Origin of the sequence: Isachenkonia alkalipeptolytica, from assembly GCF_009910325.1 — a bacterium.
Taxonomy (GTDB): Bacteria; Bacillota; Clostridia; order Peptostreptococcales; family T1SED10-28; genus Isachenkonia; species Isachenkonia alkalipeptolytica.
The window spans coordinates 1-5986 of sequence record NZ_SUMG01000041.1 but is presented as its reverse complement, the minus strand read 5'-3'; the positions used below and the strand labels follow the sequence as shown (position 1 = coordinate 5986).

At 39.8% G+C, this 5986-nt stretch carries 12 protein-coding genes; all 12 read left to right on the top strand.

From position 1 onward, the window contains the following. Positions 1-53: 53 nt before the first annotated feature. The 12 genes from ISALK_RS14525 to ISALK_RS14470 all read left to right on the top strand — a co-directional run bounded on the left by ISALK_RS14525 (position 54) and on the right by ISALK_RS14470 (position 5672). Positions 54-506 (top strand): MerR family transcriptional regulator, encoded by a 453-nt coding sequence (locus tag ISALK_RS14525; protein WP_160723578.1) that lies wholly within the window; start codon positions 54-56, stop codon positions 504-506. Between the two features lie 566 nt (positions 507-1072). Continuing rightward, the gene (locus ISALK_RS14520; RefSeq protein WP_160723576.1) at positions 1073-1231 is read left to right on the top strand and encodes a plasmid partition protein ParG; all 159 of its coding nucleotides are present in this window, start codon (positions 1073-1075) and stop codon (positions 1229-1231) included. 2 nt (positions 1232-1233) lie between these two features. After that, on the top strand, positions 1234-1470 hold the full coding sequence (locus ISALK_RS14515) for a hypothetical protein (RefSeq protein WP_160723574.1): 237 nt from the start codon (positions 1234-1236) through the stop codon (positions 1468-1470). A gap of 12 nt (positions 1471-1482) precedes the next feature. Then, positions 1483-1668: a hypothetical protein gene (locus tag ISALK_RS14510; protein WP_160723572.1), complete on the top strand. Its 186-nt coding sequence runs from the start codon at positions 1483-1485 to the stop codon at positions 1666-1668. Between the two features lie 466 nt (positions 1669-2134). Then, positions 2135-3619 (top strand): helix-turn-helix domain-containing protein, encoded by a 1485-nt coding sequence (locus tag ISALK_RS14505; protein WP_160723570.1) that lies wholly within the window; start codon positions 2135-2137, stop codon positions 3617-3619. Between the two features lie 172 nt (positions 3620-3791). Beyond that, positions 3792-3944, top strand: coding sequence for a hypothetical protein (locus ISALK_RS14500; protein WP_160723568.1), 153 nt, complete (start codon positions 3792-3794; stop codon positions 3942-3944). Positions 3945-3964: 20 nt separating this feature from the next. Next, a complete protein-coding gene (locus ISALK_RS14495) occupies positions 3965-4111 on the top strand; it encodes a hypothetical protein (RefSeq protein WP_160723566.1) in 147 nt (48 codons plus the stop codon). A 10-nt stretch (positions 4112-4121) separates the two neighbouring features. Then, positions 4122-4625 (top strand): hypothetical protein, encoded by a 504-nt coding sequence (locus ISALK_RS14490; protein ID WP_160723564.1) that lies wholly within the window; start codon positions 4122-4124, stop codon positions 4623-4625. Between the two features lie 14 nt (positions 4626-4639). Further along, positions 4640-4813 (top strand): hypothetical protein, encoded by a 174-nt coding sequence (locus ISALK_RS14485; RefSeq protein ID WP_160723562.1) that lies wholly within the window; start codon positions 4640-4642, stop codon positions 4811-4813. A 247-nt stretch (positions 4814-5060) separates the two neighbouring features. Beyond that, on the top strand, positions 5061-5267 hold the full coding sequence (locus tag ISALK_RS14480; RefSeq protein ID WP_160723560.1) for a hypothetical protein: 207 nt from the start codon (positions 5061-5063) through the stop codon (positions 5265-5267). Between the two features lie 2 nt (positions 5268-5269). Then, complete coding sequence (locus tag ISALK_RS14475; RefSeq protein WP_160723558.1) at positions 5270-5467, top strand: hypothetical protein; 198 nt, start codon at positions 5270-5272, stop codon at positions 5465-5467. A gap of 1 nt (position 5468) precedes the next feature. Further along, positions 5469-5672 carry a hypothetical protein gene (locus ISALK_RS14470; RefSeq protein WP_160723556.1) on the top strand — a complete coding sequence of 68 codons (204 nt, stop codon included), beginning with the start codon at positions 5469-5471 and terminating at the stop codon, positions 5670-5672. Positions 5673-5986 lie beyond the last annotated feature (314 nt).

Genomic DNA, 5986 nt, shown 5'->3' with positions numbered 1-5986 from the left:
ACCGGCCATCAATGGCGAATAAAGACAGTAAAAGACAATAGGGGGTTTTATCTATGGCAGGGTACAATTTACAACAGTTATCAGAGGTAACAGGCATACCGAGGTCCACCGTTGCATATTACAGGGACAAATACCGCCAATATTTCAATATGAAGGGTAAAGGCAGGAATCGAAGGTATTTAGAACCAACGGAAGAAGTGTTGTTATTGATTGCCGAACTATCAGCCGACAATAAAAGCCAACAGGAAATTGAGGAAGCCTTACAAGAGCAATTCCAACAGATACATGATATAGAAGAAATCCGACAGGATAGCCGGGGAACAGGACAACAGTTGGAAAAATCCCTTGCTATTATTACCGAATCCCTGCAAGTAATGGCAGAACAGAAAAAGGAAATCGAGGACTTAAAAGACAGAGTAAGACAGCTGGAAAAGAAAGCCCTGGAAGAAGAAAAGCAGGAAGCACCGGAAAGGAAAAACTTCTTCCAGCGGTTACTGGGGAAATAATAGCAACGTGGGGAAGGGAAAAAGTGGCCATCATTCCCGGGGGTATGGTATAGCATAGGGAATAAAAGTTATAGTGAATAACGCCCTATTTTAACGGGGTAACAGAGCATGAACGGGCAATGCTAAGGGTATATAGTAAGGTGGCCTTAAAGGGCCTTCTATGGCCTTCTATGGGTATGTGTGAAGGTGTACCCGTAACAGTTGAAAATAGCTAGAGGTATGAAATTAATACTTCCGGGGGTAAACTACTAATAAATACTAAGGTAAAAGCAATAAATTGAGTCCATAAAAAGGGCCGATATTATGAATAAATCATGTATAAACTATGAATATTGATGAATATTTGTATAAAAAAGCATAGTTGGAAAAGTGGCCAAACCAACTATATAGTATTTGCAAAGGGCAGGGGGATTATGAGCCCATTTTAACTATACCCAAAATGTAGTTTTAGGGAATAGTTGTCTTTATTAACTTTACTTTCCCCATATCATCAAGTTATGAAATAAATATATTCCTTGTAAACAAAGAGTATATATAGTATAATATAAATATAGGAGGTGGAAAGGTTGAAAATACAGCAAAATATAAATATTAAACTTGATAAAGAAATTCACAAAAGACTGAAAGCAATAGCGGCGATGGAAGGAAGCACCATGCAAGAAGTACTGGAGAAGGTTATCAATGACTATGTAAAGCGTAGATGGAAAAAAGAAATGGAGGGGTAAAGGTGGAGTATTTAGATATTAAGAAATTAGCAAAAATGATGAAAACTGATGAGTATAAGAATTTCACAGATGAAGAACACGACAAGCACCAGGAACAGCGACAACGTGCAGGGGTCTATTACCTAGACCAGTTGGCGGCAGAGTACAACGGAATTAATGACAGATTGAAAAGTGAAACGGATCCGGAGAAGCGGAAGGAATTGCAGATTAAAAAAGACTTTATCGAGTCTTTAAAATAAGGAGGTGTAAGGGTGGCAAACAGTTTGAAGTGTGCTAAGTGTGGCGGAGGCCTTGAATTAGCTATATGGTACGATGGTATAGACGATAAAGGCTATGATATACAGCTAAGTTGTAAGGTGTGCCCCTATACCTACCCCATAGCGAGAACATCGAAACAAGGGGAACTGGACACCGTAGCAGTAGAACCATACAAATAAAAAATGGGAGGTTGGAAAAATGAAAATTATCAGAGAAGATTTTGGAGTGAAAATGGAGAAGGTACAGAGTATTACCACCGAGGGCAATAAGTACATAAATACCGGATATACAGGAAAAAGAAAGCAATAAGAAAGATAGCCTCTGAAGTCCCTACCCAGCAATTGGATTAAATGGTATGATAAAATAAGTAAGAAAAGAAACATGAGATAGAATGCGAAAATAGTTTTATGTTACAATATAAAAAAGAACAAAAAAAGTGGTCCCTATAAGATGTTGGTAGCATCTAGGGACCGGTTCCACCACCACAGCGGAATGTAATTCAATTTGTAATACAATTATATCATGATAATTTCAGTATAGCAACACCGTAATATCATGATGTTAATATTACATATCAGAATCCCGTTGTAGGTGTAAAACACTTATTAGCGGGGTTTTTTATTTACCCCGAGAAAGGGGGACTCTATGACAAAGGACATTTTTCTTAATGAGCTTTTCAGTAATAGCAAAGATTTAATAGAAATTAGAGAGATAACCAGCGACAGAGAAGAATCAAAGCAACACTTTTTCACACTATCCCAGGCATTAGAGTATGAGCCGCCAAAAGACACCAATGTATATATAGGGGTATATGCAAGGGCAGGAAGGAACGGAACCGCCCGAGGTTGTAGAAGCACAGGGGCATTATGGTTGGATTTTGATAACATGGAAAAAGCCGAAGCCCTGGAGAGGATAGAGAGGGCCGGACTTCCCAAACCTTCTATAATTATCAATAGTGGCCATGGAATACATACCTATTGGATATTGAAACAACGGGCAGGGAATGAAGCCTTGAAACTTATTCGAGTAATGGCAGAGAACACCGGGGCCGATTTATCAGCAACGGACAAAGCCCGAATAATGAGGTTGCCGGACACAATGAATATAAAAGAGGAACCTATCCCTTGCAAGGTTGTAGAAATCAGCCATAAGCAATACAAGTTGCAGGATATAGCGGAAGCCCTGGAAGTCGATTTAAGCAAAGAAGAACCAAAAGCACAGCCCGTGGATATAGGGCAAGTAGAAAGGCCATGTATAAAGGCCATGTTACAAGGTGTAGGCAAAGGCCACCGGAACTTTGCACTAGGTAGAATCACAAAGTATTTACAGATAACAAAAGGATTTACAAAGGCCAAAGCCCTAGGGGTTGTTATCCAATGGAATAAGAACTGTAAGCCTGCAAAGTCGAACGAAGAAATAAAGGCCGATTTCAGCCGATACTGGCATGGGGATTATAGCCTACTAGGTTGCAAGATACCCAAGGCCCGAGAACAGGCCATATTATCCGAGTATTGCAATAAAGAACAATGTAGTATAGGCAACAGCATAGGCCATTTACAATTAGATAATTCGACAAAATATAACAACAGGCTTTTTAATTACTATGAAGAATTAAGCGGTTATGACTTAATAGCTTATGGAACACTTCTTAAATACCCGCAGGGACTTAATAGAGGACAGCTTACAGAGAAGTTAACAGCAAAGGCAACTAATAGCCCTTGCATGACTGATAAGACGTTGAAAAAGTCGCTAGATAGACTAAAAACAAAAGGATTAATTGAGGTAATGGCAATAAGCAACAGCAAGACTAATTTTAACAATTACTTTGCAAAAGCCAAACCACAAGGAACTTATGGCATGGGTTACACCATAGTAAGCAACGGGGCAATAATGGGAGCCATTAACAAGATAATCACACCGGGACAGTTAAAAACCTATGTATTGCTTTTAAAATATGCTTATTCAAAGGGAAGTTGCTTCCCGTCCACATTAAGATTAGCAAAGGATATGAGGACAAAACAGCCGAATGTAGTAAGGGAATTATCAGCACTAGAAAAAGTCGGTTACATTGAAAAATTATATAATTATGAAGGTGGAAACAAACGGTTAACATTTAGGTTGTTAATCTAGGGGTTGGAAAATATGATATACCTAGTTGAGCCGAAACAATATAGGATTTCCAATGGTTTTAATATTGTAACTAGACGTTTTTGATATACTAAGAATTAAATGGTTGTAGAAGGGGATAGCATGAAATATTTATAAGCAATTAATCAACATATAAGCAAAGGGGGTGTAAGAAGTGGCCAAGGGACTAAGTAGAAGCGAAAAAGCAAAAATTGCCCGTAGAGAATACATGAGAAGGTGGCGGGAAGCAAACCCGGAGAAGGTAAAGGAACACAATGAAAAGCACTTTGCTAAAAAGTATGATGAAATGATGAATCAAGCACAATAAAAAACAGGGGGTATTTAAAAATGATTAAGACAGCGGAACAGAGCAAAGCAAAGAAAAAAGAGTTACTGGAGAAGCACCGGAAAGAAACAGCGAGGGTACAGCAAAAGCAGGCCCACGAATCGAAGAACGGGGCCCACGATAAAGTAATGAAAATAACTAAAAAATAAGGGGGATACTATGGAACTGAAATCATTTGTTGAGTATAAGCAGAGTAAAGAGAGCCAGGCTAAAAAGTTGCAGGATTTGAGTACAAGCATTAAGGATAAAAAGGCGGAAGTTGACAGGCTAGAGACAGAGTACGCCACTACCGAAGAAAACAGCACCTTAAAAGATATTCAAAAGTTGAGGGGACAGATTGCAGAACTGGAAACCCGGGAAGGGATCCTAAAGCGGAAGAAGGTTACACCGCATGAGATGGCCGATAAAGTCTATGAGGATTGGAAGGCCGAGCGTAGCAGGGTTGAAAAGAAAGCCGCCGGGCTATATTACGAAGCGGAACGGATACTAAAGGAAGCCCAGGCACAGCATAAAAAAATGATGCAGGAAAACCGTAGTATGAAACTTAATTTTGCACAGTTTGTAACCGCAGAGATAGTCCGAAGCGGTTGTGTAGATGATATGACAATAGAAGAAAACCTAAAAGGGAATTTAAAAACTAAGGCGAATAACTATAATTTTTAAGGGGGATAATACAAATGAGCGAAATGTTTAAGAAGGATACAAGCATTAAAGAGCTATACGATAATGAAAAGGTAAAAGAGATTGAGCGGCTAAAGGCAGAGAATGAAGAACTAAGGAAGCAAGTAGGGAAGAAGCCTGGAAGCGTTAGTGATGATGATTTTATGAAAGGTTTTAATAGTAACCGATAAAAGCCTATATAAGCCTATACAGAGCGATTGAAAGGGGGTAGGGGCCTATCAGAGCATTAAAGACTAGCACAGATATATTAAGGATACTCAATGGAAGCCTGCAAGCCTTAAAGGGCAAAGACAACACACCGGAAGATATACAAAGACACCGGGCTATTATATACGGTTGTAGTGTAGCCGGAAGCGTTATTAAAACCCTAGAGGTGGAAAAGCGTATTGAGAAGCTAGAAGAAATGGCGGAAAAACAATGAAGGACCGGTTGCTAAAATTAGAAGCTAAATTAAAACCTAGAGTAAAGGCCATCACTTTTAACGATACCCGAAGGAAGGGCCTAGAGCTATACCGAAGGATAACCGCAGGGGAACACATACCGAAACCGCCGGAGTTATCAGAGCATGACAAAGAAATGAGAAGGGAACTCATGAAAAAGCTGGATAAAGTGAGGGGGCAATAATTATGAGTAGTAGGCTAAAGCGTATTGAAAAAGCCCTAGGATTTGATTATAAGCCACCGCTTCTATTACGGGCCTTAAATGGCAAGTATGTAGAATGTGAGCCCTGGGGAAGCGATAACATTATAGCTGAATACACACCGCAGGAAGTCGATAAGCTGGAAGAAACCCACAAAGTTATTATATATCAATGGGGCCTATAATATGGACAGACTAAAGAGATTGGAACGGTTACTAGGTACAAGCACAAAGGAAACCGTAGTATTGGAGAAGCGGAACGGAAAGTATTTAGAGCGGAAGCCCTGGAACAATGGCGAGATTATCCGAACCATGACAGCCCAGGAAGTAAGCCAGCTAAGAAATAAATGTATTGTAGTTACTTACAGTAAAGCCAGCGAGCAACGATAAAAAACATAGAGTTACCCCCGAAGGGGCCTGCTAAAGATAGCGGGCCTTTTTATTTTTCTACATAAAAAGTGGCCACCGTCCCCCCGGTTATAAGTTTAAACAGTAGGCATAAGAACCGAAGGGGATACATCTGTATAATACACAGGCTACACGCACGAGGGGTGGGGTATAAAATATAAGCAGGAATACCGGCCATCAATGGCGAATAAAGACAGTAAAAGACAATAGGGGGTTTTATCTATGGCAGGGTACAATTTACAACAGTTATCAGAGGTAACAGGCATACCGAGGTCCACCGTTGCATATTACAGGGA

Coding starts and splice junctions, on each gene's coding strand:
- ISALK_RS14525 (WP_160723578.1), top strand. CDS start 54: ATGGCAGGGTACAATTTACAACAGTTATCAGAGGTAACAGGCATACCG.
- ISALK_RS14505 (WP_160723570.1), top strand. CDS start 2,135: ATGACAAAGGACATTTTTCTTAATGAGCTTTTCAGTAATAGCAAAGAT.
- ISALK_RS14495 (WP_160723566.1), top strand. CDS start 3,965: ATGATTAAGACAGCGGAACAGAGCAAAGCAAAGAAAAAAGAGTTACTG.
- ISALK_RS14490 (WP_160723564.1), top strand. CDS start 4,122: ATGGAACTGAAATCATTTGTTGAGTATAAGCAGAGTAAAGAGAGCCAG.
- ISALK_RS14485 (WP_160723562.1), top strand. CDS start 4,640: ATGAGCGAAATGTTTAAGAAGGATACAAGCATTAAAGAGCTATACGAT.
- ISALK_RS14480 (WP_160723560.1), top strand. CDS start 5,061: ATGAAGGACCGGTTGCTAAAATTAGAAGCTAAATTAAAACCTAGAGTA.
- ISALK_RS14475 (WP_160723558.1), top strand. CDS start 5,270: ATGAGTAGTAGGCTAAAGCGTATTGAAAAAGCCCTAGGATTTGATTAT.
- ISALK_RS14470 (WP_160723556.1), top strand. CDS start 5,469: ATGGACAGACTAAAGAGATTGGAACGGTTACTAGGTACAAGCACAAAG.